Here is a 565-nt window from a genome sequence, read left to right as displayed (position 1 = left end):
CCCGGACGTCCGGTCCGAGCATGACCTCCTCGGTGACCGGGACGTTCCCGCCGCCGCGTACTGGGGCGTGCACACCCTGCGCGCCGTGGAGAACTTCCCCATCACCGGCCAGCCGCTCTCCACCAACATGCACCTGGTCCGCGGCCTCGCCGCGGTGAAACTCGCCGCCGCCCGCACCAACCTCGAACTCGGGCTCCTGGACCCCGAACGTGCCGCCGCCATCGAAGCCGCCTGCACCGACGTCCTGAACGGAGACCTGCACGAGCAGTTCGTCGTCGACGTCATCCAGGGCGGCGCCGGGACCTCCTCGAACATGAACGCCAACGAGGTCATCGCCAACCGGGCCCTGGAAATCCTCGGCCACCCCAAAGGCCACTACACCCGCCTGCACCCCAACGACCACGTCAACCTCTCCCAGTCCACCAACGACGTCTACCCCACCGCGGTCAAACTCGGCACCATCTTCGCCGCCCGCGAGCTGCTCTCCGCCCTGGCCGAACTCGAAGAAGCGTTCGCCGAAAAAGCCCTGGAATTCCGCACCGTGGTCAAAATGGGCCGCACCCAG

The 565-nt window shown here is 67.8% G+C and carries 1 protein-coding gene; it reads left to right on the top strand.

The genetic code is table 11. The annotated features are described in order from the left end of the window. Positions 1-565 (top strand): lyase family protein (locus ABFP37_RS22515; protein ID WP_347035034.1); only part of this gene is annotated, 565 nt, incomplete at both ends.

Source organism: Burkholderia sp. RS01 (genome assembly GCF_039748055.1).
In the GTDB taxonomy this organism is placed as follows: Bacteria; Actinomycetota; Actinomycetes; order Actinomycetales; family Micrococcaceae; genus Arthrobacter.
Note: the sequence above shows the minus strand (reverse complement) of the source record. Positions and strands in the feature narration are given on the sequence as shown.